We start from the raw sequence: 22,846 nt of genomic DNA on the forward strand, positions 1-22,846 counted from the left end.
GTAGCGTCAAAGTACGTGAAATGGAGCTACTTCCGTATGTCCATTCATATTTCGTCAAGCGCTGGTTTTGGTTTTGAGCCTTTTTTTGAAAGTGGATTTGAGTGTGATAATAGTATAGACCGCTTCTATGTTTTTATTTCTTCTATTATTGATTGTCCTTTAGATTGATCTTTACATGTCCATTGCCAGCTTTCATAAATTCTTATTCGCCCATCAACTAGTAGCTCAGGGGTTGAACTACATACACCCGTCATTAATTCACCCTTTTCATTAATATGATGATATCTCATATCAAGTTTTCCGCTATCATCAACTGTTCCAACTAAGTGACCTAGTAGTATTTCACCACCTGAATAATCGGCCCAAACCATTCGATCCTGTTGTCTATACTTAAATACTGTCTCACTCGTAACTTCACCATTGTCTGCGTTCTCTATCGATACAAATGTTTTTCTATCGTAATTAATTGTATGAATAGTTAACACCTCCTGATTTCTATCAATTTAATTAATGTTGTTTTGTTAATAGGAAGTTTCATATAACGTTTTTGTATTCATGAACTTGCGTAGCAAGTTGTCAGACAGCCAGCACATCCTGAATTCCTTCTGCTGACCAAGGCGCAGCCACAGCGTGAATACTGTGTTATAAGATATACAATGACTAGTAGGAAAAAGGCTCTAAACTAATATTATTGTCAAATACAATACTGAGATCGGAAATGTCATCATAATGAATAATGTCTTTAATAGTGTTCTTCAATAAAGCTTCCTTTTCTTAACCGCCAAGCGCACTCGATAGTTAAGAAAGCCTCTTCGAAAGTAATTATGGGATACATTCTATTAATTTCAGTAACCTTCTGATTAATAAATTCATTGAAATTAATACCACTATGTTTTCTAATCATTTTAAACTTCCTTAAAATTTATTGTTTTTATTAGATTTTCGGATATTTCTTATAACAGCTTATTCACAAACTAAGATCTCTATTTCTTTACACTATAGATATGAAGCATCTAACTAGTACTACACAGAAATCCCCAGCACACACATACTTAAGCAGTTCTTTAGATTTTTTAAATTATTACTTCTTTGTTTAAGTTTAACAAACTTGAACAGGAATACAATGGAAATCAACCATGAGAGACAAGTCAGTCTTGCTTTATTTAGGTCCTTTGCTGCTTCCCACCCGATTGGGGAGCATACAAAGACACTTTTACCTTTATTTCGCTCAGGAGCGCGGTTATTGGGTGGTTATCATATGAAATCGAGCAAAGTTAAAGCACACGCTCCTTAAAGGCTATCAATGCTTTTTAACTGTTTCAAACGTAATATTCCTTACAATGCATTATGAACTGCATAAGTCCTCTAATGTAATGAATAGCTTTGCTATGATAAAAATAAAAACCCAGCTGCCGATTTTAGATCGACAGCTGGGTTTGCACTTTTGAACTCCCTCTTCTAATAAATGTTCAAAAAGCGGGCTTTCAGAACCGAGAAGATGGAGCGCTACTTGAGAAAGGCGGAAGCGCAAGTGTACGTAATTGGTACATGCGAACCGTACTTTCCAAGTTCGCTTCATATTCGATGTCGAGTATGCTACATAGCTGCACATCGTTATCAAAGCCCGCTTTTTGAACTTCCTCTTCCAATAAAGGTTCAAAAAGCGGGCTTTCAGAACCGAGAAGATGGAGCGCTACTTGAGAAAGGCGGAAGCGCAAGTGTACATGATTACGTACACGCGAACCGTACTTTCCAAGTTCGCTTCATATTCGATGTCGAGTATGCTACATAGCTGCACATCGTTATCAAAGTCCGCTTTTTGAACTTCCTCTACTGTTCCATAATATTATACTTTGCTTTCCAGCCTAACAACCGCTTCGCCTTAGCACTCGATAGAAGCGTCGTTCTGCCTTCAAGCGGTTCACGAATATCAGTTACACCTGGCAGGTAGCGCTTCACTAATTCCGTAGTTGGCTGATCTGAAGAGATGTCATCTGCAGCTAGATTCAAAGCAACTGCTCCGAGTCCATCGGTCTCGATCGCTAATTGACAAGCAGATGCTACATCTCTTGCATCAATATAGCTCCACAAAATGCGGAGGCGATCCTCTGGATGATCAAAGCGTGCCTTCACAGCCGCATAACGCTCGGGTACTAAAATATTTCCTAGACGGAAGCTAACCACTTGCATTCCGCTACGTCGATGAAATGTTTCTGCTGCTACCTCATTTACAATTTTCGATAATCCATAGCTATCCTCTGGCAACTGAGGATGCTGTTCATCCATCGGTAAATAGTTCGGCTCAAAAAATTCACTTGCAAAGCAAATACCATACGAGGACTCACTTGATGCAATAACAACTTTATCGATATTATAATTTGCTGCCGCTTCAAGAATATTGTATGTAGTCATTACATTATTGCGGTAGCACACCTCGTTCGGATGTGTATACGCTTGTGGGATCGCAGCAAAATGAACGATGCCCGCTACTTTTTCCCGATGTCCACCTGCATATTGTGAAAGTACATTATGAACCTGTCCCAAATCCGTTAAATCTGTAATAATTGTCCGGCAGATCTGCTCGTCGGGAGCTTTTATATCTAAATTAATAACTTCATAATTTTGTTCAACAAAATGCTTCAATATCCATTTTCCTGCTAAGCCACTGCCTCCAGTGACGATTACTCGCTGTTTACTCATGAAGTGCCTCCTCAATGTGATCTATCGTAGTTTTTTATATGAATATGTCATTCACAAGCTAGATAATCTATTACAAATTATTATGAACACGCGTTCATATCTTTATTATATCGACTTAACCATCAATTGTAAACCGTTTTCATTATCATCACTTACTGCGAATTTGAGACGTATAGCCCTTCACATCGAAATGAATGCCCAATAAAGGGGATATGCCCATAGTCATTATAAAACTGACTACAGGCATATCCCCTAACTTATAAATGATTGTTATTAATGACGTACAAAATTACCTAACCGCTACGATTAAGGGTTCGTAGACCAAAGACCAGCATGCTTTAATAGAACACGCGGATGAAGCTTAAGCTGGGCAACCATTAAGTCTGCCAAATCTTCAGGCTGCATCACTTTTTCTGGATTGCCGTCTGTTAAATTCAATTCAACAGCCATATCCGTTGCAACTGTACTTGGCGTTAATGTCGTCACACGAATATTTTTCTTACGTACTTCTAACATTAATGACTCACTTAACCCGATAACGGCTGCTTTGGAAGCTGTATATGCACTAGTAATTGGTGCGCCTCGTTGACCTGCTGTTGATGAAATATTAATAATATCGCCACTATTGCGCTCGATCATTTCAGGCAATACAGCGCGTGTTGTGTAGTATACACCCTTTACATTCACATCAATAATATTAGTCCATTCTTCTGGCGTTAAATCCATAAAGCCGCCGAATTTTGAAATTCCCGCATTGTTTACTAATATATCAATTGCACCAAGCTCATCTCTGATCGACTGAACCGCTGACGTAATCGAGTCCAAATCCGCAACATTTGCCGCAGCTATCGCTACTTTTACATCATATTGCTGAAGCTCCTGGGCTACTAGTTGTAAATTTTCCAGCGTACGCCCAACAAGACCTACGTGAACCCCCTCTTGTGCAAAAGCGATTGCTGTTGCCCGTCCAATACCTCGTCCTGCTCCTGTAATTAATGCTACTTTTCCAGTAATTGATTGCATATTGCACGCTCCTTTAGATGTGATATTACTATTGTACACATAATAGAGTGTAATAAACCAAATCATTTCAACAATTGCGTTAAATATGTATTACAGTCTTACTTTAGAATTGAATGTAATAAAAAACCAGACGAAGCTAAACAAAACTTGTCTGGTTTCTACATAGTTACTTTTTCACTTTATTATTATATTTGCTAGCTTTATTCTTGTAATTATTTCTAGATTTTTGATTGCCATTTTTATTATCTTTTTGGTTGTCGCTACCCTTGCCTGCATTGTTACTATCTTGCTTGTTATCTTTGTTGCTATCTTTGTTGTTTTCATTGTTGTTATCTTTGTTGCTTTCTTCCGAACTCTCCGCGCTAATGAAGCTGCAACTTTTTATATGAGAGTAGAGGATTAGAAGAGCTTCGTCCTTTAATACGATCGTAATATAATTATCGTAAACTTCAGTTAATACACCTTTGACGCTTTCAGGACCGCCACGGTTGATTTGAATGCGATTGTACTTCATCGATTGAAAGACATCTTTCATCGTTCCAGTTTTTACATAGTTCAGTCGAGATACTGGCTTTATCACATCCTGTGAGGATTCATTCTTTACAAGTGTAATACTTTTGATATGATCAAGATAGTAATAAACGATTCCCTCATTTACAGTTGACAACACCAAGTAATCGTCACCGACTGCTAATACAAGCCCTACTCTAGACTCTGGTCCACCTCTATCTAGCTGAACGTTCTTTCCTATTAGATTAGACATTTGATACTCCGCCATCCCATATACACCTCTTCATTAGTAATGATGAATCTATTGCATATATACGTGTACTGGAGTGATATTGATCTAATTAATCCGCCTTTCTTTAGAAAAAGCCGCTAGTATCTATATAAACTAATATAGCTAACAATAAAAAAAAGGAAACCTATATCTTCTAGCATTGTGTTTTTTGCACAATAAGAAGATTAGTTTTCCTTATTCATTATATTATAATAATTATCTTATGATGCCGAGTAACCATCCTGTATCACTTCGTTATCAAAGTCTGCTCCCCGGCAATAAAGACCGACTTCATCGCCAGCTCCTTATCAAGCAACAATAGATCCGCACGCTTACCTACTTCAAGACTGCCATATTGCTCATCTATTCCGATCACGCGAGCTGGATTGAGGCTTGCAATCCGACTAGCTTCCGCTATCGATACGCCAACCTCTTGTATAAGATATTGGAAGCCCTTAATCATCGTGAGCGTACTGCCTGCTAAGCTGCCGCCTTCCTTCAAGCGAGCAATACCGCCCTCTACGATAACAGGTAATATGCCAAGTAAATATTCACCGTCAGACATACCTGCTGCCGCCATTGCATCTGTAACAAGTACAACGTGATCGGCACCTTTAGCTTTTACTAATAGTTTAATAGCCGCTGGATGAACATGCTGTCCATCTGCAATGACTTCAGCTGTAATGCTTGTATTAAGCATCACAGCACCAACCGTACCCGGCTCTCGATGATGAAGCGCACGCATCGCATTGAACGTATGCACAGCATGCGTTAATCCATGTCGGGCTGCATGCTCGATCTCTTCATATAATGCATCCGTATGACCACAAGCCGCAACAATCCCTTGCTCTTTCAGTGCTCCAATATATTGCAAGGCACCATCTAGCTCAGGCGCTAATGTCTGCATCTTTACAATGCCAGGATACTGCCGAGCCCACTGATTGAGCCACTCTAACTGTGGTGTGACCATAAAGCTTTCATTTTGCGCACCCTTCCATTGCGGATTAACAAATGGACCTTCAAGATGAACACCGATAAGCTGAGCATATGGCATTGGCTTACGCCGATACTCAGCAACCGTATCAATCACTTCCGTCAATTCATCACGCGACGCAGTAACCGTTGTCGCTAGCATCGTCGTTGTTCCGTGCTCCATATGAAAGCGAGTAATCGTATGAAGCTCCTCTTTCTTCGCAGTCATAAAGTCCCCGCTTGCACCGCCATGTACGTGAATATCAATAAAGCCAGCAACAGCATAACCACCGTCGCCATCAAGCTCACGAGTAGCTACTTGATAGGCTGGAGGCGTTGCATCCGCTGCTCCAACAGCGGCAATGCGACCTTCCTCCACGAGCACCCAGCTATTTTCAAGCACAGTATGCGGCAATACAACATTCACATTTTTAATACACACGCTGTTCATTATAGTAAATTCCCTGCAGCAGTATCCAAAAGAACAACTAGATTAGGATGAGTTTGTAGCAATGAGGCCGGGCAATCTGTCGTAATCGGGCCCGTTAGCGCACGCTTAACAATTTCCGCCTTATCTTCACCTTTCACAACTAGTAGCAGCATTTTCGCTTTCAAAATCGTACCAACGCCCATCGTAATCGCTAAGCTAGGTACTTCTTCCTCATCTGTAAAGAAACGCGCATTAGCAACCTTTGTCGCTTCAGCTAGCTCAACAACATGCGTGTTACTTGATAAATTAGCTGCGGGCTCATTGAAGCCAATATGACCATTATGTCCAAGACCAAGCAACTGAATATCGATACTGCCAGCCGTCTCAATCGCTTGCTCATAACGACGACATTCCTCCTGTAAATCACTCGCTTGCCCTGATGGAATATTTGTAAGTGTAGCGTCAATATCAACATGATTGAATAAATTTTCGTTCATATAGTGGTTATAGCTTTGGTGATGAGTTGGAGCAACACCAACGTATTCATCAAGATTAAATGTCGTTACATCTTTGAAGCTGACTAGTCCACGCTGATGCGTTTCTACTAATTGCTTATAAATGCCAACTGGTGTACCGCCTGTCGCTAAGCCTAACACCGCCGCAGCCTTAGTTTGTACAACACTTGCAATAATAGCTGCCCCTACTTCGTTAATTTGCTCTTCTGTATTAAACGTTAAAATTTTCATCATTAATTTCCTCCTTTTTTGTCGGTAAATCGTTTTACTTTCTGATAAGAACGTTCTAATCGTGGTACATATATATCAAAATATTCACTAACAAGTCCAACAAAGAGTATATCAACAAGATGCAGCTGAGCCATTCGCGAAGCCATATCTCCCCGACGCATGCCTGCCTCAGAGGATGAGATAAATAAGCTGATTTCAGCAATATCCGCTAATCTATTCGCATCATAATTCGTAATTGAAATTGTAGTCGCTCCTTGCTCAGCAGCACTAATGATCGCTTCGATTGTTTCAGGTGTTTCTCCGGAATAAGAGAATCCAATCGCTACATCTCCACGACCGAGTGACGCTGCAGACGTTTGCTGCATATGTGGATCTGAAAACACAGCTGCCGCTTTACCAATTCGTATTAGCTTTTGATAGAAATCCTCGGCGACGACACCCGAGGTAGCTACACCATAAAGATCAATCCGCTTAGCATGATGCATGGCAGCAATCGCCCCTCGCAGCTGTCCATAATCAAGCAGATTCGCTGTATCCGAAACCGATCGAACATTGTTAGCTGTAATTGCAGATACAATATGATCTAGCGACTGCCCTGCAACAATATCCTGATATGTACTAGTCATAGACTCCTCGGATAGCTCCATCGCCAGCTTAACCTTAAACTCTGTAAAATTTTCTGCATGAAACGAGCGACAAAATCTGGAAATTGTTGAAGTGCTGCTTCCCGATAATTTTGCTAACTCTGTAATTGACATTTGCACAGCTTCTCTTGGCTGCTCAAGCAAAAAACTAACAAGTTTTTTTTCCTTTGGTGACATTTGGTCGAACTGCTCCCTTAGTGCTTGCATTAAGCTCAAGGCAACTCCTCCTAAAACTTTTTGTTATCTACTTTGAAGTACGTCCTGCTAACAAAAAGTAGCATCGAAAGCATACGCTAAAACTTTTTGTCTTCTTTCTTTGTTACTTCTATACCAACAAAAAGTTGCTCCGTAAGCATAATGCTCAATTAACTTGTTGAATCCATGTAAAATAATCCAGCAGCTCCAAGCACACCTATTTCTTTACCAAGCTCAGTACGTCGTACTTCTACCTGCTTATACATTTCCGGCAGACAACGCTCGGCAATAATCTTCTTTGCTTCCTCATAAATAATATTATCGCTGCTCATTACGCCGCCACCTAATATAATTTGGGAAACATTAAATAGATGAATCAATGCACAATTCCATTTCCTAAGTAGAAGCCCGCCGATTTCACGATGTCGAGTGCGTCATTATTACCTGCATTCGCAGCATCTAGTACATCTTTACTCGTCCAAGCGCTGGCAATCGCTCGTTAGCAATACGAGCAATCGCTGTACCAGAGCAATAATTTTCAAGACAACCAATATTACCACAGCCACATTTAGTACCGTTAAGATCAATCATAATATGACCAAACTCGCCTGCGCTATCAGTAACTCCTTGCACTAGCCGACCGTCACTAACAATGCCAGCTCCGATTCCTGTACTAACCGTAATATATATTAAATCTTTAAAGCTCTTGTTCGTACCCCACACATATTCTGCAACAGCCGCCAAATTAGCATCATTACCTAGTATAACAGGTACATTAAAGCTTTTCTCAAGCTCAGAGCCTACATCCTTATTGCTCCAGCCAAGATTTGCAGCATAGACAATGGTCTTGCGCTCTGAGTCAATTACACCAGCCGAGACAATGCCAATCCCTTTTAACTGACCATCCTGAGGAATATCACCAATCAATGAACGAACCGCCTCATGAATTTTTTCAATCGTATCATCTGCACCGTTTTCAGGCAACGTTCTGAATTCTATCTGATTCAAAATGCTTCCAGCTCTATTTACTAGAGCTACAAGAGTCTTAGTTCCGCCAATATCAATTCCGATCACATAATGGTTATGACTTTCAATTGATGCCATCGACTATTACACTCCCCTTTACGATCGGAAAATTGTTTTCATAATAATTATAGTAATTAAGGTAATTATTTTCAAGGTTTATATTACAATATGACATCCTTTATATTATAATGACTCCAAGATAGCATACTTTATCTACATTCATTTTTATAGGAGGAAATAACAGATGACGACATCAAAGCAAGAAATTATTGTTTCGCAAAGCCCTACGCGGGAGCAGCTTGAGTCTATTTACGATATACTAGGTGATGTTTTTTCGGTAGGTCGTGCTTTTTTTCAAGAAAGAATAGATTTTGATTCGTCATACGATGCTAATACGACATGGTTTGCCACCGTTAATGGTACGGTTGCCTCAAGTGTACAAATTTTCCCGCTTCATATTCGCATCGGAAAAGCCAGCCTGAAAGTTGGAGCGATGGGTAGTGTTGGCACGAACCCTAACTTTCGCGGTATGGGGCTAGCACACTTAATACTCAATGCTCAAACGGATTGGATGAAAAATGAAGATTATGATCTTACCCTGTTGCTCGCAAGCATTCATACCTTTTATGAAAAGGTTGGCTGGAAACTAATTCCCGAAAAAGCGTATTCTATCACACGTCCAGAAATAGCTCCGAGCAATGCTAGCTTAGACATCATTCCATTTGATCCTGCTTACTTAGACGATTTGCGTGCTATCTACGAGCAATTTAATAATGAGCGCACCTATACCGTTATTCGTGATGAAGCGTATTGGGATGATCTAATTAAATGGCCGCTTTGGAAAAATAATGATTGCTTACTGATTCGTAAAGACAACCGCATTGTTGCATATGGCATTCTGGAAAAGGCAAATAAAGATAGCCTTTTCATTCATGAATTTGCTTATCTACCAGAAGCTGAGAAAGATGTTGTAGATCTATTACTAGCATTATGCCAGCGAAGCCCTCAGGCGCAGCAAATTTTCTCGATGCTTGCTGAAGATCATCGCATTACTGCTTATTTCAAGGAGCAGGCGGCAACGGAGCATATGATCGACATCGCTATGTGGAAAAAAATCAGCTTCGCTTCTACCTTCACTAAGCTACAGCCTGAATTAGAAGCTAGACTTCAGCGTAATGAACATACTGCAACACAATCGCTTCACCTTGACCTATATAGCGCCGATGAGCATATCTATTTGGATTATGAGCAGCAAAAGCTAACCATTTCTCAAGCAAGCGCGCAGGATGCTACGTATATACCGTTTGTCGTCGATGAGATTCAATTAATATCTTATATTATTTGGGGTTATGAGGCAGCTCATGATGGAAATGAGGAAGTTATTGTTGGAGATGAAGCTTCTCGTATTTTACAAGCATTATTCCCTAAGCAGAATGCGACCTTCTATTTCTCTGACCGCTTCTAATTGCTGGATTATATATAGTAACAGTAAGAAGCTGGACCGTAGTTATTGACTAACTACGGACCAGCTTCTTTTGCAAAACCTTATGCTAAAGAGCTAGCTTCAGAGCAAACAAAGCAACTTTTTTCTCTATTGCGCCACACGAGCTAGCTTTCGGAGCAAACAAAGTAACTTTTTTCTCTATTGCACCATACGAGCTGGCTTTCGGAGCAATTAAAGTAACTTTTTTCTCTATTGCACCATACAAGCTAGCTTNTTCTCTATTGCACCATACAAGCTAGCTTCAGAGCAAACAAAGCAACTTTTTTCTCTATTGCGCCACACGAGCTAGCTTTCGGAGCAAACAAAGTAACTTTTTTCTCTATTGCACCATACGAGCTGGCTTTCGGAGCAATTAAAGTAACTTTTTTCTCTATTGCACCATACAAGCTAGCTTTCGGAGCAAACAAGGTAACTTTTTTCTCTATTGCACCATACAAGCTAGCTTCAGAGCAAACAAAGCAACTTTTTTCTCTATTGCGCCACACGAGCTAGCTTGAATCATCAATTTAAAGTGAACTTTTACTCCTTTGCCAATTTTGCTATTGCCATTAATACTGCCCCATACGCCGCATCCTTAATCGGCATCATGAGCTGCACTGACGGATAGCTTTGCGCAAGCTTTCGCGCTAATGCTTCACGTACAAAGGAGGACTTATGCAGTACACTACCCGCAATCGCGATTGGACTATCGGCTAGCTTCAATCGTTCAATAACAGGAACGATAAGCTCATATAAGGAATTGGCACAGCGCTCTGCAAGTTCAAGCGCATGCTTATCTCTCTGTTCACATGCAAGCGTCATAAGTCGTGCGAGCTTCGCAATATCCTTTTTCGTCGTTTGCTTATCATAGACGAAGCCGATAATTTCCTGCACCGTTCGCATCCCTAGCTGCTCATAGACAAGAGCTGGAATGATCGTTCCAGATATTCTCCCATCCTCGGCCTGTACTAATGTAGACAGTAGATCACGGCCAATACTATAACCGCTACCTTCATCATCAATGAGATAACCAAAGCCACCTGTCCGATGCTGCTCTCCCTGCTCATTTACACCAAAACAAATAGAACCTGTGCCTGCAATAACAATAATTCCTTGCATCGCATTTTGCGCACCATATAAAGCCGTTTCTTGATCACCTGTTATCGTTAATTGACCAGAATATCCATTATCACGTACATTTTGTTCAAGAAAGCTTGTAACGATTGGATTACTGACACCAGCAGCACCAATACAAATATGTGCAATATTTTCGAGCGAGCTACAGCAACCTTTTATTTGCTCGAACATCGCTACGAACGATGCTGCAATTCCATACTGCTGCACAGTTTCTATAATGTCACCATAGGAACGAACATTAATGACAGGATTGAGCGGATTATTATTAATATCCATAACAACAGGTGAGGAAGAAGATATTGATTTTCATCTAGCAATTGCTGCTGAATGAGCATCAAGCTATTTTTGAGGCGATCGCTGCTCAAGATGCAAAGAGGTCTCTCGAAATTCGAGAGACCTCTTACTGTTATTACAGCGCTTTTTGTTCTTAATAAGTTAGTCCGTGACCTAGTGTGTAGATATTCCCATCACTATCCTCATATGCATAACGTAATCCTTCTGGCATATATTTGTCCTTGTCATAGCCTGCTACATCATTTCTCGATATACAGTCTCCATTGGCATCAACGGCAATAACTGCTTCGCTCGCTGGCAATGTCAACGGCAGCACACCTACAGGTTGGCTATTGCCCGCCATAACCTCAAACTGTGCCTTATAGAAGGTATCATATCCAGCGATCAATGCATCTGCCAAAGGCTCTACATTTCCAACAATCCACGGCAATGTAACATTGACACTAATAATTGCTTTTCCGCCACGTTTTTGAATATTTTCTGCAATTTCCTTAAGATGTTCCATACGAAGCAAAGTAGTTTCTTGATACGAAGAACCATCTAACGCAGTTTCAGTTTTGTCCTCGCATATTTCAAGCTCCAAGAGCCCTGGTGTTGCATTAAAGTAAGCACCCGATTGAGGATTCAAGAACAACATAGCAACATCGGCTTCTTCATAGTTAAGGGTTAAATTGAATTGTCCAAGTTCTTGACATTCCTTCCTTGCTTTTTCAGTATAAGAAGTTGCTCGTTCTGCATCTTTGTGGAACACCTCCACATAAACCTTCTTACCTGCCATTTTTTCAGCTGTTAAAGGTAATGTCTCCTGTTGATTTTTAAGAATGGTTACTGATTTTTTATGAGCTTCATAAGCGGCTTCCCAGTTAGCTGGATTATTAACTGTTGAAGCAGCACCTTCCGTTGACACATACGTACGATCATCGAATAGTCCTAGAGCAAACATTTCCGTAAGTAATCGTACATTGGCTTGATCGATACGTTTTTCACTGATCCATCCGCTGTTGATCGCTATTTTTAGATTTTCAATATCATTCGTATCCGCAACCATATCTGTACCAGCATTGATTGCTTTAGCAAAACGCTCCGCCTCGCTTAGTTCTTCAACACCCCAGCTCATTTTGCTCGTAATACCACTATCACTATTTACATAGCCTTTGAAGCCCATCTTCTCTCTAAGTATATGATTAAGGAAATAATGATTAAATGTAAAACCAACCTCTTCGTAAGGGATATCGTCTCCCTCAAATTGTTGCACCACACTCTTTTCGATGCTAGGCATAGAGTAATACGGCATAATCGATGATGTACCATGATCTACTGCTGCTTGGAATGGTGGTAAATGATACTTTTCCAAGCTACCTGGTGTTGGATATAGATTCCACTTTCCTTCTTTATAATGTGGGTCAAATCCATTTTCCCTTGCGCCTCCGCCTGGGAAATGCTTTGTCGTCATTGCGATACTATGCTTACCTAATCTCTCACCTTGAAAAGCATCGATAATACGACCGATGGCATCAGCAATAAACTCTGGATCTTCACCAAACGTACCATATGTACGTTGCCATCTAGGATCTGTAACGGTATCAGCCATATACATATAGCCTTTTCTTATTCCAGTAGCATCCCATTCATCATGTGCAATTTGAGCAAATTGACTAATAAGCGATGCATCACCGCCATTTTTAATATCACCTTTCGCCGCTGCTGCAAGTCCTAAAGTTCCTGGCCATGTGGAAAAAATCCCGGCTGCATCATTCATACCAAAGATGAATTCTGTATTTTCGTTTCTTGAATTTGAAGCGATCAAGCAAGGAATACCAAGACGCGTTCCCTCACTTAATTCATTCATTGCATTAACCCATTCCGCCATTTGAGCTGGACTCCAGTTATCTCTCAAGATGAAATGTCGCAAATTCATTTTTTCGATCGTATGCGTCGTGCCCATTACTTTAGTAATAGCAAAAATACTTTCACCCTTTTCCACAATACCTTCGTCTAACACACCATTGTGGCTTGTCTTACTTTTATCTTTTTGCGAGAGACCCATTCCGCGTGTATTAATAAGCATCATGCCGACTCTTTCATCAATATTCATTAAGGAGACTAGATTTTCCGCACGTTCTTGCGGACTCAAACGCCAGTCTTCATATGGATCTAGCTTCCCATCATTATTCAAATCTTTAAATTTCAATCCATCAACTTCAATGATATTCTTCGATTTAACTTCCAAATCAGGTTGTTTTACGTTAACTCCCATCGTTTACGCCTCCCAAAACTTTTTTGTAGCTTCCAAAAATGCTTCTCAGTAACAAAAAGTTTTCCCCTATAAATAACCTCTAGATCAATCTATTGCTTGTCTTCTGCTAGCTGTTATACCTATCATTTCCATTTAACTCTCACTTATGACAAAAAAATGTACGTTATTGGCACATGTGTCCCGCACTTCCCAAGTTCACTTTATCTTCGATGCCGATTAAACTTCCTGCATTACTTCGTTATCTAAGTCTACTTTGCTGTATACTGTTATCATAACAACAATTTATCGAAAATAATTGACGCATATTGCTAAAAATATTGTAAAAGTTGCTGAATGAAAGGAAACGAGCTAATGAAGCAATCTATTCTTATTCCAGTTCTAAATAAAGGATTTGAAATAAACTACTTTAGCAAGCGAAATCCAGATGATAACTGGCGTAATTGGCTTACGAACGATGATCAATCATCGGATAATTTCTCTCAATTAGAAAATTTATTCCGATTGCATCGGCATGATGTAATGGAGCTACTTGTATTTTTAGAGGGGGATTGTGAATTTTTCTGTGAGGGTAATACCTATTCGCTCAAGAAAGGTGATGTTGTCGTTATCCCTCCTTATGCCGTTCATCAAGCTACTGTTAAAAATTTTGCTAGCTATGAGCGAATTATTGTTAGCATTAGCGAGCATTTATTGGATGACTTTCTTGCTAGCTCACCATCTATGAAAGAAAATATTGTTTATCAAAAGACACAGGGTTCTTATGTGTTGCATCTACATTCCAAAAAGTTTCAACATATTGTTACGTTACTTCAAGAGCTGAATAGTAAAGTAAAGATGGATAAAGATATTTTTTCCTTCTCAACAAATTACTTATTATTTCAATGTATTCAAATCATCTTCGATCCAGCTAGTAGCAAACCAAGCCTTAACAACAATAATAAACTAGACCAAAGGTTCTTATCAATACTAGAACATATTGAATTACATCTGACAGAGTCCGATCTAAGCTTAGTTAGTGTATCCAGTCATTTCCATTTGAATAAGTACTACTTTTCTCATTATTTCACCAAAAACATGAGCCTATCGTTTTACCGTTATGTATCACTAAAACGTCTAGCTTATGCCGTAACTATGATTAAAGAAAATCAAATTTCTATAGAAAATATTGCTTTGAAATGTGGTTTTCTTGATTATTCTAGTTTTTATAGACTGTTCAAAAAGGAATACAATATTTCTCCTAAAAAATTACAGATGGAATATAAAAACTAATGGTTCAATGGCTGCATCTCTATCGTATCCATATATTATATTCATAGGGAGATAGATCATAGATGCTACCGTGGATTCGTCTTTGATTGTAATATTGAATAAATACAGTCACAATCATGTACGTTTGCGGATAAGTCTCAAATTCATTGCGTCGGTAACACTCCAACTCCAATATAGAATGAAAGGATTCGATGTGTGCATTACTATTTGGTGTCTTTGGTGGGATGCGCTCATGGATCATTCCGTTAGAGACACAAGCCTTTTCAAATAGATGGCTAATGAACTGTGGGCCATTGTCAGAGCGTATAACAGGCTTGTTTTCCTTGCTAATGAGCATTCGCTTCTTCAGCGCTTCCTACATGATTTGAACCAAGTGTTTGGCTTCACATTTCAATCCGATATGGTAAGCAATGATGGCACGGTCAAACACATCTATGATACACATGATGAAGAAAAAACGATGTTCTCCATCGATCCAGCCATACTTGATATCGGCTTCCCAGAGCTGATTGGATCCTGTGATTATCCGATTGTTAGCAAGGACTCTAGGATACTTTACGAGTAGCTGCGGAAAAATACATCCATATCCAACAATTGCTACTGGTCTAAACATATGTTTTCCTCTCTTTCTATTTATTAAATTTATAAGTCTAACTGTTCAATTGATCTTCCATTAGTGATGACGTTGTAAATACCACTCAACCGTTTTGAAAATTGCTTCATCAAGTGGTGTTGAAATATCGCCAAACTGTTTAACAAATTTTGAACTATCTACTACAAAAGATTTATTGAACTGATACAACATTTCGATGCTTTCTTTTGCTTCCGGTATAAATAACCCACCAAATCTCATCATTCCAATCCCCATTGTGCTAAGCTTCGGTGACTTCTTAATCGTATTGAATGCCAATTCCAAAAACTCTCGTGTCGTTACAGTTTTAGCATTTGGAATATGCCATACTTCTCCAAGTGCTTCCTCGTTTTCCCCTAATATCACTAGTGCTTTTCCAAAATCCTCAATGAACGAATAGGTATGTAATGCATCCAGATCCCCCGCGTATACTACTTTTTTTCCAGTCACCAGTTTATTAAACACGCGTTCTCCGACCGCAGAATTGAGCACATGTGGACCAAAAAAATCTGAAGCACGTCCAATACTTACTTTTACTTTCCCAGCAGTATGTGCCGCTATAAGATTTTCTGCTACTTTAGCTCTCACACTACCTTTCCTGGTAGTAGCGTTATAGGGTAGTCTCTCATGCATGGGTGCCAAAACTTCACCATACATATACAAATTATCCCCTACGACCAACTTAGCATTATTAAAAGCTGCACCTTCTATAACCCCCTTGATAAGATCTGGAAATAATTCTGGCCATTTTGTATAAGATGGTTGAGAACACTGATAAATTATATCTGCATTTTCAAATGATTGTTTAGCTTGTTCAATGTTTGATACATCGGCTACTATCGTCTCAACATTCGGATGAGACCAGCCATCTTTAGTCGTTACAATGTTTCTCACTTTCTTTCCTTTCCCATTAAGTTCTTGTATCACAGCCTTACCTAGTGCACCTCTACCAATTACAACATGCAATTCTTGATTATTTTTGTTCATATGTTCCTCCAATATTTCCTTTAATATTAATTCTCTTATTGAATACTGTGCCTTTTACCCATCTAATCAACATTCTGCCCCAATGACTAACAAGAAAACTTAATGATAAGGTTCTATTGCATATTGCAATAAAACAAGTATCGGTACATGAATGATATAAACCCCAAACGTATTCTGCGATAATAAGCCAAGCCACTTATTAGTAACATTGAATTTTTCTCTAAATAACACCATTAGTCCAATCGTTAAAGATGTACAAAGAAAGCTGTCCCAAATTGACCAAATCAAAGCATTCAAATTGTTCCCTCCAGATGCCATTGCAACATCAAACATACCCTTTCCAGCAATTGATGCTACAAATAAAACGACACCGACACATAACCATATCAATCACTTTTTCTTAGGATAATTACTAAACCATTTGTATTTATATGCTAAAATACCAACAATAAAGTAAAAAGCATATTTAGGAAAATTAGCATACTCTGCTTGAATGCCCCCCAAAAAACCTTCCCAATAATCAAGGGGATACCAAATTCTAATTCCATATGTAGCGAGGGAAACAATAAATGTGATATAAATAATGGAGAGGGCGAGTAACTAAAGGAAATCCAAAAAATATGGGGATAACAAGCTTGAGTAATCGTTCTCTTAAAAATTTCATACCACCTTTTTTATTGTATGATAATGAAATTAAATATGTAAATTAACAGCTTTTAATAATTAATAAGTCATGTTGGGATGTAATTTCAAACTCATTCTTAAGCTGTTCAAAATATTCTCCTTCCCTTGCATTTGTCTAAACGTCTACACAACTACTATAATTTTATTGTGTTAACGCTGCGTCATCGTCATGTTAATGATTAGTTAAGAGTAGTCATACTATTAATATGATTAAATTAACAAAATCTAGGATACTGGATAAACTAGTAAACACTAGTTTGCCTACAGTCTAACAGCCTTGCCCAACCGGCTAAGGCTGTTTATTTATTCCAATATCATTTCGCCAAAATATTGTGAAAGATGATAATTAATAGCACCCGTCGGACTCCATGCTTGATATTCTCTTTCCCCATTTCTTTGCTCGTCAATTCGATAAAAATTCACTTTAAATGCTTTTCCTTTTTCTAAAGGAGCAGCAAAGTTAGTAGCAGGGATATAAATATTATATATAAAAACTTCTGGCTGTGGCTTATGGATCTCTGTTCTGAGCCCCTCTAAATTCCACGCTAAATCTATATCCGTAACTTTACCTTGACCATTATTAATAATTTTCGCATCAAAAATAACGTTATGGGGACTAATCTCCAGTTCCATAATCCGTTTTAAATAGATAAATTTATTCCTTTACACCCTCATCTGCCGTAACTAAATATGGTCCTAGAGGTGCAATGCCATCACAGGACTTACCTAGCAACCATTGCCCTTTTCAGCAAATAGTGGTGTTGGTATCATGGTAGCTCTTAATGAGCTAGCTACTCCCCCTGCTAAATAATGTTTTGATTCCTCTAAATTAGCTATTGATTGAACGTATGTCATATCTAGTCTTCCTCCTTGTAATGATATCTATAAAAGGCTAATTCCATTCGATTTGAATGAGAATTAGCCTTTGTTTTGTTGTTATTTGACCTTTGTTCTACTTTATTTCACCAAAAATATGAGCCTATCGTTTTACCGCTATGTATCACTTAAACGTCTAGCTTATGCAGTAACAATGATTAAAGAAAATCAAATTTCTTTAGAATACATTGCTTTGAAATGTGCTTTTCTTGATTATCCTTACCCTCTATTGCCATTTGTTCCAGCGCATCCCCATGCTGATCTCGCAGAATCCTATAGAGAATTTCCTTCGTGAATAATGGAGCAAGTACCGGGATATCTTCCGGATTGTCTAATAAACAAGCTAACCTGACTACTGCATCTAATAGAGATGGCTCAACTTTGCTAACATACATAGCACGTTTCGCATTTCTTTTCGTGTTTGCTAACATATTATAATCACTTAAAACATCTAAAATTTGACTTGGGGTAAATTCAAGCTTGATTGCCAAGTATGGAGCGTCGGAAGAGGCTTTAATCACTTGCCCCTTAATCGGTAAGCCAACAGACGACACAATATAATCCGAAGCGCCATACTTAAAGCTTTCCTCTGCCAGTAATACTTCCTTCTCCCCTTGGACAATAATGCAGAACGATGGGTTCACCCATGGGTAATTAATGAAGAGCAAAGTCGCCCTGTTATTAAGAATGCTCTTGATCTTGGTATCAATTTTTTTGATACGGCAAATGTCTATTCAGATGGTACAAGTGAAGAAATCGTTGGACGCGCGCTAAAGGATTATGCGAATCGTGATGAAATTGTACTTGCTACAAAGGTACATTTTCGGATGCATGAAGGTCCAAATGGTGCTGGTCTATCCCGTAAAGCAATTATGAGTGAAATCGATAAAAGTTTGAAGCGACTTGGAACCGATTATGTCGACCTTTATCAAATTCACCGCTGGGATTACAATACACCTATCGAAGAAACGATGGAAGCGTTACACGATGTGGTGAAGGCTGGGAAGGCAAGATATATCGGCGCTTCTGCTATGTATGCATGGCAATTCCATAAGGCTCTACATGTAGCGGAGAAAAATGGGTGGACGAAGTTTGTATCGATGCAAAATCATTTAAACCTCATCTATCGTGAAGAGGAACGGGAAATGCTACCGCTCTGTAAGGAAGAGAAAATCGGGGTAATTCCTTATAGCCCGCTTGCTTCAGGAAGATTGACTCGTGACTGGTCAGAATCAACGCATCGTTCCGAAACCGATCAAACACAAAAATCTAAATACGATGCAACCGCTAATGCCGATCGATTAGTTGTGGAGAGGTTAGCGGCAATTGCAGAGGAACGTGGCGTTCCACGTATTCATATCGCACTTGCCTGGTTGCTGCAGAAGGAACCAGTAACAGCTCCTATTATCGGTGCTACGAAAATATCTCATCTCGAAGGTGCAGTAGGCGCTCTATCTATTAAATTAACAGCTGCAGAAATTGCGTCTCTAGAAGAGCCATATGTAGCTCATCCAATTGTTGGTTTTAGTTAAATGGTTTTGATGGTAATCTGATTCCGTCTTTCTGCTGTTTATTAGAATACCCGTGAACTTCAAAAAGAGGTGCTATTTATGGGTATTTAATATGATGATTTTGAAAAAAGGTCTTTCATCAATTCAATGATGAAAGACCTTTTTATTTTCAGCAGCATGAATTGTTTTCCTTGTAATTTGAAAATCCTCTGCCATTTTCACTTGAGTAATGTCTCTTACCAATCGTTTTTTGAAAGATAACCTACGTTTTTCACAAAAAACTGCAACTCATCTATCTATAAATGCAAGTTACTTTTGAAACGTTGTTCCTCATTCAATCTAGTGATACTATTCAGTCAATAGGAATTCTGTAAAAGGGCGTGATCATTATTCGTTTAATAATTGACGAATCTGAAGATTACAATGAGATTGAAATTATAATTAAATGTCCCCGAGTCGATGAGCGGCTTGAACGTTTGATTGAACAATTTAAACACTATGAAATTATGTTAACTGGAAAGAGAGATGCTAGAACATATTCCCTTGCTGCGGAAAATTTATATTACTTTGAGTCTGTCGATAATAAATCATTTCTTTATGATGAGAAAGAAGTGTATGAAAGTAACTTGAAATTATTTGAGCTTGAACAATTAGTACGCGGAACACATTTTATCCGCATTAGTAAAAACTTGATTGTCAATACAACACATATCGATAACGTACGCGCTTTATTCAATGGAAAATTTGAGGCTATGTTAACAAATGGAGAAAAAATAATTGTCAACAGACATTATGTCAAAGCATTTAAAGAAAAGTTTTTGACGTAAGGGGGAAATCGTATGAAAGAATTTATGAAGTATATTGTATCCAGTTGTATTTCGTTCACATTTAGCTGTATTTTTTATCTCTTTTTTAGTCTATTAACTGTTTTCCCTCCTTTTGATGAACAACTAGCCGTCACTATGTTATTTATTTCTATTGGCATCATGTCATTGATTTACTTAACCCATTTATTACCTATCCGAAGTCCTTTTGTTTTCAGATTATTGGAGGTTATGGCTGTCATCATCGTTCTGCTTGTGGCCATCGTATTTTTCAATATGGTTCCATTCCAAACTACGTATATTCTTTATGTACTAGCGATCGGATTATTGATATATGCGATCGTAATTTTCATCCTATTTACTGGGGACCAAGCGGCTGCAAGAAAAATCAATTCCGTAATACGGACTCAGAAAAAGGAGGATATCAGATGAAGAAAATAATTAAAGTAGATAACTTGTCTAAATCGTTTGGAAAAGTCCAGGCGGTGAACAACGTTAGCTTTTACGTCGAGGAAGGTACTCTCTTCTCTTTTTTAGGGACGAATGGTGCTGGAAAATCGACAACCATCTCTATTCTTTTGACGCTCTTACAACAAGACAAAGGCACCGTTAAAGTGAATGGCTATACCGTCGGAAATGAAGATTCTAAAATTCGCCAAGAAATTGGTGTTGTCTTTCAAGAAAGTCTAATGGATTCCTTACTCACTGTGGAAGAGAATTTAAAGATCCGTGGATCGTTTTATGGAATGTCTAGAAAAGAAAGAGCAGAAGCAATTAAAAGAGTTGTCGCCATAGCAGACTTGAATTCTTTCCTAAAGCGACCCTATGGTAAATTATCAGGCGGTGAAAAGCGGAGGGCAGATATTGCGAGAGCGCTTATTCATAACCCTACTATTTTAGTACTTGACGAACCAACGACTGGTCTTGATTCACAAAGCAGAAAAAACATTTGGGAAACAATCATCCAGCTTCAAAGTGTGACGAAAATGACCGTGTTTTTGACAACGCATTATATCGAGGAAGCCGCGAGCTCGGATTATGTCGTCGTCATGAAGAATGGGCGTATTATTGCAAAAGGTACCCCAGAACAACTAAAAAACAAGTATTCATCCCATAAGCTTATATGTACTACGAATAATGAAGAAGATTTGAAAAAAAGACTTATTGCGGAAGATTACAAATTTGAAATCGAAAAATCACTCATCCACTTCCCACTAGTGGAAACAACGGATGCGATTCCAATTTTGACCAAATTCTCTGATCTAATCTCGTCCTTCGAAGTACGAAAATCCAGTTTAGATGATGTGTTCATTACGATTAATGAATATGGTGGTGATAAACGATGATGGCATTCACTAAACGCAATATCCTCTTATACTTTAGAGATAAAACAGCAGTCTTTTTTTCAATACTTGCCGTACTTATTCTTATTGCTTTATACGTTATATTTTTGGGTGATTTAACTTCAAAAAACATTCCTGACTTTCCATCGAAAGAAGCACTGCTCAAATCTTGGTTCATTGCAGGAATTTTATCAGTCACATCGTTAACAACGACATTAGGTTCTTTCGGAATTCTTGTCGAAGATCGAGCAAATAAGATATATATGGACTTTTACTCCTCTCCTATTTCACGGGCGAAGTTAGTCGGAGGCTATATTTTCAGTGCATTGATTATTAGTTTTATTATGTGTTTATTCACATTTATTGCAGCAGAAATCTTTTTTTTCATCACTGGCGAAGCATTGTTACCTTTTAACAAAATGCTTGCAGTAGTTGGTGTCATCATTTTGGCAGTTTTATCGAGTGCATCGATGGTTCTATTGCTAGTCTCATTCTTTGAAACATCAAATGCTTTTGCTGCAGCTAGTACTGTCATTGGGACACTTCTTGGTTTTTTAGCTGGCATTTATATTCCGATTGGTAGTTTACCTGATTACTTACAAACGATCGTAAAATTTTTCCCGGTTTCCCATTCAGCCGCATTATTCCGTCAGTTATTAATGGATTCGCCTCTACTTGACGCTTTTGCCAATACTTCTACTGAAATGAAAGAAGCATTTCAATTCGATATGGGAGTCTTTTATGAAATTAATGATAGTCATATGTCTACTTTGTTTAGTATTTTCTACCTCATTGGCATAACCATCGTCTTTTTCCTTATTTCTCTGCTCGTTTTGAGGAAAAAAAACAAATGAATTTCACCGAAATTTCACTTCTTATTTAATATGTATTCGCGATAAAGGAGGTTTGTGTCAAATACATAGTCATGTTGCTGTCATGATCTATGCTTCACTTCTACTCAAAAAAGTAGCACAAACCATTGTCTTGGTTTGTGCTACTTTTTAAAAATATGCTATAAGCTATTTTTGACAGA

29 protein-coding genes are annotated in these 22,846 nt (G+C 38.6%); 9 read left to right on the top strand and 20 right to left on the bottom strand.

Annotated elements, in window-relative coordinates; genetic code table 11:
* Positions 1–125: 125 nt before the first annotated feature.
* Both AC1TPB_RS03660 and AC1TPB_RS03665 read right to left on the bottom strand, forming a co-directional pair.
* A complete protein-coding gene (locus tag AC1TPB_RS03660) occupies positions 126–485 on the bottom strand; it encodes an avidin-fold protein (protein WP_482075240.1) in 360 nt (119 codons plus the stop codon).
* A gap of 257 nt (positions 486–742) precedes the next feature.
* A complete protein-coding gene (locus AC1TPB_RS03665; RefSeq protein ID WP_482075241.1) occupies positions 743–904 on the bottom strand; it encodes a hypothetical protein in 162 nt (53 codons plus the stop codon).
* A 606-nt stretch (positions 905–1,510) separates the two neighbouring features.
* Between AC1TPB_RS03665 and AC1TPB_RS03670 the strand changes: the two genes are divergently transcribed.
* Complete coding sequence (locus tag AC1TPB_RS03670; protein ID WP_482075242.1) at positions 1,511–1,792, top strand: hypothetical protein; 282 nt, start codon at positions 1,511–1,513, stop codon at positions 1,790–1,792.
* Between the two features lie 38 nt (positions 1,793–1,830).
* Here the strand turns inward: AC1TPB_RS03670 and AC1TPB_RS03675 are convergent, their stop codons facing one another.
* From AC1TPB_RS03675 to AC1TPB_RS03710, 8 genes are all read right to left on the bottom strand, one after another.
* Positions 1,831–2,700 carry an NAD-dependent epimerase/dehydratase family protein gene (locus tag AC1TPB_RS03675; RefSeq protein ID WP_482075243.1) on the bottom strand — a complete coding sequence of 290 codons (870 nt, stop codon included), beginning with the start codon at positions 2,698–2,700 and terminating at the stop codon, positions 1,831–1,833.
* A gap of 306 nt (positions 2,701–3,006) precedes the next feature.
* Complete coding sequence (locus AC1TPB_RS03680; protein WP_482075244.1) at positions 3,007–3,723, bottom strand: 3-ketoacyl-ACP reductase; 717 nt, start codon at positions 3,721–3,723, stop codon at positions 3,007–3,009.
* 166 nt (positions 3,724–3,889) lie between these two features.
* On the bottom strand, positions 3,890–4,501 hold the full coding sequence (locus AC1TPB_RS03685; RefSeq protein WP_482075245.1) for a hypothetical protein: 612 nt from the start codon (positions 4,499–4,501) through the stop codon (positions 3,890–3,892).
* Positions 4,502–4,751: 250 nt separating this feature from the next.
* Positions 4,752–5,927 carry an N-acetylglucosamine-6-phosphate deacetylase gene (gene nagA / locus AC1TPB_RS03690; protein ID WP_482075246.1) on the bottom strand — a complete coding sequence of 392 codons (1,176 nt, stop codon included), beginning with the start codon at positions 5,925–5,927 and terminating at the stop codon, positions 4,752–4,754.
* The gene (nagB, locus tag AC1TPB_RS03695; protein WP_482075445.1) at positions 5,927–6,652 is read right to left on the bottom strand and encodes a glucosamine-6-phosphate deaminase; all 726 of its coding nucleotides are present in this window, start codon (positions 6,650–6,652) and stop codon (positions 5,927–5,929) included. Before nagB ends, nagA begins: the two co-directional genes overlap by 1 nt.
* A 2-nt stretch (positions 6,653–6,654) precedes the next feature.
* Positions 6,655–7,503 carry a MurR/RpiR family transcriptional regulator gene (locus tag AC1TPB_RS03700; RefSeq protein ID WP_482075446.1) on the bottom strand — a complete coding sequence of 283 codons (849 nt, stop codon included), beginning with the start codon at positions 7,501–7,503 and terminating at the stop codon, positions 6,655–6,657.
* Positions 7,504–7,661: 158 nt separating this feature from the next.
* Positions 7,662–7,907 (bottom strand): ROK family protein, encoded by a 246-nt coding sequence (locus AC1TPB_RS03705; RefSeq protein ID WP_482075447.1) that lies wholly within the window; start codon positions 7,905–7,907, stop codon positions 7,662–7,664.
* A 43-nt stretch (positions 7,908–7,950) separates the two neighbouring features.
* The gene (locus AC1TPB_RS03710) at positions 7,951–8,595 is read right to left on the bottom strand and encodes an ROK family protein (RefSeq protein ID WP_482075247.1); all 645 of its coding nucleotides are present in this window, start codon (positions 8,593–8,595) and stop codon (positions 7,951–7,953) included.
* Positions 8,596–8,761: 166 nt separating this feature from the next.
* Between AC1TPB_RS03710 and AC1TPB_RS03715 the strand changes: the two genes are divergently transcribed.
* Positions 8,762–9,982: a GNAT family N-acetyltransferase gene (locus AC1TPB_RS03715; RefSeq protein WP_482075248.1), complete on the top strand. Its 1,221-nt coding sequence runs from the start codon at positions 8,762–8,764 to the stop codon at positions 9,980–9,982.
* Between the two features lie 85 nt (positions 9,983–10,067).
* On the opposite strand, the gene AC1TPB_RS03720 is transcribed toward AC1TPB_RS03715, so the two are convergent.
* The 4 genes from AC1TPB_RS03720 to AC1TPB_RS03735 form a co-directional block, all read right to left on the bottom strand.
* Positions 10,068–10,226, bottom strand: coding sequence for a hypothetical protein (locus tag AC1TPB_RS03720; protein WP_482075249.1), 159 nt, complete (start codon positions 10,224–10,226; stop codon positions 10,068–10,070).
* 13 nt (positions 10,227–10,239) lie between these two features.
* A complete protein-coding gene (locus AC1TPB_RS03725; protein ID WP_482075250.1) occupies positions 10,240–10,458 on the bottom strand; it encodes a hypothetical protein in 219 nt (72 codons plus the stop codon).
* Positions 10,459–10,540: 82 nt separating this feature from the next.
* Positions 10,541–11,413 carry an N-acetylglucosamine kinase gene (locus AC1TPB_RS03730; protein ID WP_482075251.1) on the bottom strand — a complete coding sequence of 291 codons (873 nt, stop codon included), beginning with the start codon at positions 11,411–11,413 and terminating at the stop codon, positions 10,541–10,543.
* A gap of 151 nt (positions 11,414–11,564) precedes the next feature.
* Positions 11,565–13,688 (bottom strand): glycoside hydrolase family 3 protein, encoded by a 2,124-nt coding sequence (locus AC1TPB_RS03735; RefSeq protein WP_482075252.1) that lies wholly within the window; start codon positions 13,686–13,688, stop codon positions 11,565–11,567.
* A 351-nt stretch (positions 13,689–14,039) separates the two neighbouring features.
* Between AC1TPB_RS03735 and AC1TPB_RS03740 the strand changes: the two genes are divergently transcribed.
* Entirely contained in the window at positions 14,040–14,957 is a 918-nt protein-coding gene (locus AC1TPB_RS03740; RefSeq protein WP_482075253.1) for an AraC family transcriptional regulator, read from the top strand.
* Positions 14,958–14,976: 19 nt separating this feature from the next.
* Here AC1TPB_RS03740 and AC1TPB_RS03745 read toward each other — a convergent pair whose 3' ends face one another.
* Complete coding sequence (locus tag AC1TPB_RS03745; protein ID WP_482075254.1) at positions 14,977–15,294, bottom strand: transposase; 318 nt, start codon at positions 15,292–15,294, stop codon at positions 14,977–14,979.
* Here AC1TPB_RS03745 and AC1TPB_RS03750 point away from each other — a divergent pair.
* Positions 15,229–15,522 (top strand): hypothetical protein, encoded by a 294-nt coding sequence (locus AC1TPB_RS03750; RefSeq protein ID WP_482075459.1) that lies wholly within the window; start codon positions 15,229–15,231, stop codon positions 15,520–15,522. The two genes, AC1TPB_RS03745 and AC1TPB_RS03750, sit on opposite strands and share 66 nt — an antisense overlap.
* 108 nt (positions 15,523–15,630) lie before the next feature.
* Here AC1TPB_RS03750 and AC1TPB_RS03755 read toward each other — a convergent pair whose 3' ends face one another.
* From AC1TPB_RS03755 to AC1TPB_RS03775, 5 genes are all read right to left on the bottom strand, one after another.
* Positions 15,631–16,575: an NAD-dependent epimerase/dehydratase family protein gene (locus AC1TPB_RS03755; protein WP_482075255.1), complete on the bottom strand. Its 945-nt coding sequence runs from the start codon at positions 16,573–16,575 to the stop codon at positions 15,631–15,633.
* A 99-nt stretch (positions 16,576–16,674) separates the two neighbouring features.
* Positions 16,675–16,965 (bottom strand): acyltransferase family protein, encoded by a 291-nt coding sequence (locus AC1TPB_RS03760; RefSeq protein ID WP_482075256.1) that lies wholly within the window; start codon positions 16,963–16,965, stop codon positions 16,675–16,677.
* Positions 16,966–17,562: 597 nt separating this feature from the next.
* Positions 17,563–17,892 (bottom strand): DOMON domain-containing protein, encoded by a 330-nt coding sequence (locus AC1TPB_RS03765; protein ID WP_482075257.1) that lies wholly within the window; start codon positions 17,890–17,892, stop codon positions 17,563–17,565.
* 93 nt (positions 17,893–17,985) lie between these two features.
* Positions 17,986–18,114 carry a hypothetical protein gene (locus AC1TPB_RS03770; protein ID WP_482075258.1) on the bottom strand — a complete coding sequence of 43 codons (129 nt, stop codon included), beginning with the start codon at positions 18,112–18,114 and terminating at the stop codon, positions 17,986–17,988.
* Between the two features lie 179 nt (positions 18,115–18,293).
* Positions 18,294–18,779, bottom strand: a complete 486-nt coding sequence (locus AC1TPB_RS03775) for an AraC family transcriptional regulator (protein ID WP_482075259.1) — start codon at positions 18,777–18,779, stop codon at positions 18,294–18,296.
* On the opposite strand from AC1TPB_RS03775, the gene AC1TPB_RS03780 reads away from it, so the two are divergent.
* From AC1TPB_RS03780 to AC1TPB_RS03800, 5 genes are all read left to right on the top strand, one after another.
* A complete protein-coding gene (locus AC1TPB_RS03780; protein ID WP_482075260.1) occupies positions 18,750–19,667 on the top strand; it encodes an aldo/keto reductase in 918 nt (305 codons plus the stop codon). The genes AC1TPB_RS03775 and AC1TPB_RS03780 overlap by 30 nt on opposite strands.
* A gap of 359 nt (positions 19,668–20,026) precedes the next feature.
* A complete protein-coding gene (locus AC1TPB_RS03785) occupies positions 20,027–20,473 on the top strand; it encodes a LytTR family DNA-binding domain-containing protein (RefSeq protein WP_482062726.1) in 447 nt (148 codons plus the stop codon).
* 12 nt (positions 20,474–20,485) lie between these two features.
* A complete protein-coding gene (locus AC1TPB_RS03790) occupies positions 20,486–20,902 on the top strand; it encodes a hypothetical protein (protein ID WP_482075261.1) in 417 nt (138 codons plus the stop codon).
* On the top strand, positions 20,899–21,816 hold the full coding sequence (locus tag AC1TPB_RS03795) for an ABC transporter ATP-binding protein (protein WP_482075262.1): 918 nt from the start codon (positions 20,899–20,901) through the stop codon (positions 21,814–21,816). Before AC1TPB_RS03790 ends, AC1TPB_RS03795 begins: the two co-directional genes overlap by 4 nt.
* Positions 21,813–22,667, top strand: coding sequence for an ABC transporter permease (locus AC1TPB_RS03800; protein ID WP_482075263.1), 855 nt, complete (start codon positions 21,813–21,815; stop codon positions 22,665–22,667). Before AC1TPB_RS03795 ends, AC1TPB_RS03800 begins: the two co-directional genes overlap by 4 nt.
* Positions 22,668–22,846 lie beyond the last annotated feature (179 nt).

This window comes from Paenibacillus sp. Y951, assembly GCF_056786395.1.